Source organism: Lentzea indica (assembly GCF_012184385.1).
Classification (GTDB): Bacteria; Actinomycetota; Actinomycetes; order Mycobacteriales; family Pseudonocardiaceae; genus Lentzea; species Lentzea indica.
Genome location: NZ_VSRL01000484.1, coordinates 1 through 2,409 on the forward strand (window position 1 = coordinate 1; position 2,409 = coordinate 2,409).

The following is a 2,409-nucleotide window of genomic DNA, read 5'->3' on the forward strand; positions in this document are numbered from 1 at the left end:
GTCGATCCGCACTCCCGTCAGCGGTGACGGGACTGTTCGGGCTCAAGCCCCAGCGCGGCCGCATCTCGCTCTCGCCGGAACCGCAGATGTGGGGCGGTCTGGTCGTGGCGGGGCCGATCACCCGCACGGTGCTGGACTGGGCGTTGGTCGCCGACCAGATCCACGGCGCCGTCCCCGGTGACGCCCACGTCGCGCATCCACCCCGCACGAGCTTCACCGAGGCGGCGCGGACCGATCCGGGCCGGCTGCGGATCGGTGTGTCGCTGCGGCCGTGGGGTCCCGGCATCCCGATCGCCGAGGAGGTCCGCGACGCCGTGCAGGACACCGCCGCGCTGCTCACCGACCTCGGTCACGACGTCGTGCGCCTCGACCCGCCGATGCGCGACGTCACCGCTTCCACGCAGTTCGCCGCGCGGTACCTCTACAACGCCCATCTCGCGCGTACCGGCATGGAGTTCCCCGACCTGGTCGAGCCCCGCACCCGCGCTGTCGCCGAGCTGGGCCGCCGCCTGCCGCGTGGCCTGGTTCGCTGGGCGATGAAGGACGACAGGGCGCTCACCGCTCACGCGAACCGGATCTTCACCTCGGTCGACGTGCTGCTCACCCCGGCGCTGACCCGTCCGCCGATCCGCGTCGGCGAGTGGGACGGCCGCAACGTCGTGGCCGCACTGCTCGCCGCCTCGCACTACACGACGTTCCTGCAGATGTGGAACGTCGTCGGCAACCCCGCCGCCTCGGTGCCCGCCGGTCGCACGTCGTCGGGCCTGCCGCTCGCGGTGCAGCTCGTGGGCCGTCAGCACGACGAGTGCACGCTGCTGTCGGTGTCCGCCCAGCTGGAGCGCGCCCGGCCGTGGGCGGACCGGACGCCCTCCGGCCTCGGTCACACGAAGTAGAACACGAGGTAGAAACGGTCAGAGTCCTCGTCTGGACAGCTCGTCGAGCAGTTCACGGTCGGCCACGTGCCGCGACTTGATGTGGTCCAGGTAGTCGGCGAACGCGTCGGGCTGCAGGCCGCGCAGTTGTTGCAGCCATTCGACGACGAGCTCCTGCTCCTCGATGCCGCGCCGCGCGAGCTCGACCTCGACGATGCGCCGGTAGACCTCGACCGCAAGCCGCCGCCGTCGCGCACGAGGTGGTCGACCAGCTCGGCGCGCAGCGGCGGCCAGTCGTCGGTGTGCACGACCAGTGCACGGATCTTGAGGTAGACGTCGAGGTTGGGGCGGGTGAAGAACGCCTCTTTGCACACCTCGACCGCGTCGCGCGGGGAACCTCGCCGCAGGTGCTCCTCCACGGCCAGGTCGATCAGCCGCAGTGCCGCGCCGCGGCCGCCGACGGCCCGCAGGCCGCGTTCGACCCACTCCAGCGCCTCGCCGGAACGGCCGTTGTCGCGCAGCACGGTGGCGACCTGCAGGTAGTGCCAGCCTGACGACAGGTCCTTGGACAGCACCAGAATCTGCAGGTCGATGTCCTCGGTGTACTCGGCGAGCTCCTCCATGACGCGCAGCAACGCCCAGCGGGCGCGGTCGTAGCGGCCGGTCTCGCCGAACCCGATCACCGGCAGCGGTTCGAACAACGCCACCGCCCGCTCGCGGTAGTGCGCGAGGCCTTCGTCGTCGAGCGCGCCGGTGTAGGCGGAGAGGCTGACGTCGGGGGCGTCGGGGTGGCGCAGCTGCAGGTCGAGCAGCCAGTCGGCCAGGCGCACCGGGTCGGGCCTGGTCTCGGCGCACGCCAGGGCGTGGGTACCCAGGACGCGGTGGGCCAGCTCCGCCAGTTCGACCCGGTGTCTTCGGCTGGCGGCCACTCCGTCCGCCAGCTGCGTGACGATCTGCTCGATCAACGCGACCAGCTCCGGGCCCGGATCGGTGACCAGCAACGACTGCAGCTCCACGGACACAGCGGTCAACGCCTGCCAGTGGGCCGGCCAGTCCGTGTTCTCGCTGTCGGCCTCAGCGAGCGCGGAGGCCACGGTGGCGGGCAGCGAGTCCATCGCAACATCATTCCCGCGCCACCCGGTCGAGTGCTACTGATGTCGCCCTAACGGATTTAAGGTTCACCCCTCGTGGTCAGACGCCTACAGTGCAGCGAGTTTGCGGGTCAGCACGGCGCGTTCGCGTTCGTTGCCGCACAGGCGAATCGCCTGTTCCAGCTCGGTGCGCGCCTCCTCCGCCCTGCCGAGGCGGCGCAGCAGTTCGCCGCGCACTCCGGGTAGTTGGTGCGAGTCCTTGAACGCGTCACCGGCGGCCAGTTCGTCGACGATCGGCAGCGCCGCGGCGGGGCCACGGGCCATGGAGACAGCGACCGCGCGGTTGAGGTCGACGACCGGGGACGGCGCGAGGCGGCCGAGTCCTTCGTAGAGCACGACGATGCGTTCCCAGTCGGTCTCCTCGACCGACGGGGCCAGCGCGTGGC

At 71.1% G+C, this 2,409-nt stretch carries 2 protein-coding genes and 1 pseudogene; 1 reads left to right on the forward strand and 2 read right to left on the reverse strand.

The features are described 5' to 3' along the window. A partial coding sequence (locus FXN61_RS48725; protein WP_246293287.1) for an amidase family protein occupies positions 1 to 893 on the forward strand: 893 nt, incomplete at its 5' end. Here FXN61_RS48725 and FXN61_RS48730 read toward each other — a convergent pair. Next, a complete protein-coding gene (locus tag FXN61_RS48730; protein ID WP_167980539.1) occupies positions 881 to 1,987 on the reverse strand; it encodes a hypothetical protein in 1,107 nt (368 codons plus the stop codon). The two genes, FXN61_RS48725 and FXN61_RS48730, sit on opposite strands and share 13 nt — an antisense overlap. Positions 1,988 to 2,071: 84 nt before the next feature. Beyond that, positions 2,072 to 2,409: pseudogene (locus tag FXN61_RS48735) on the reverse strand (RNA polymerase subunit sigma-24); the annotation flags it as partial.

Bases quoted from the DNA above. Each gene is read 5' to 3' on its own strand.
- FXN61_RS48730 (WP_167980539.1), bottom strand. From the start codon at position 1,987: ATGGACTCGCTGCCCGCCACCGTGGCCTCCGCGCTCGCTGAGGCCGAC.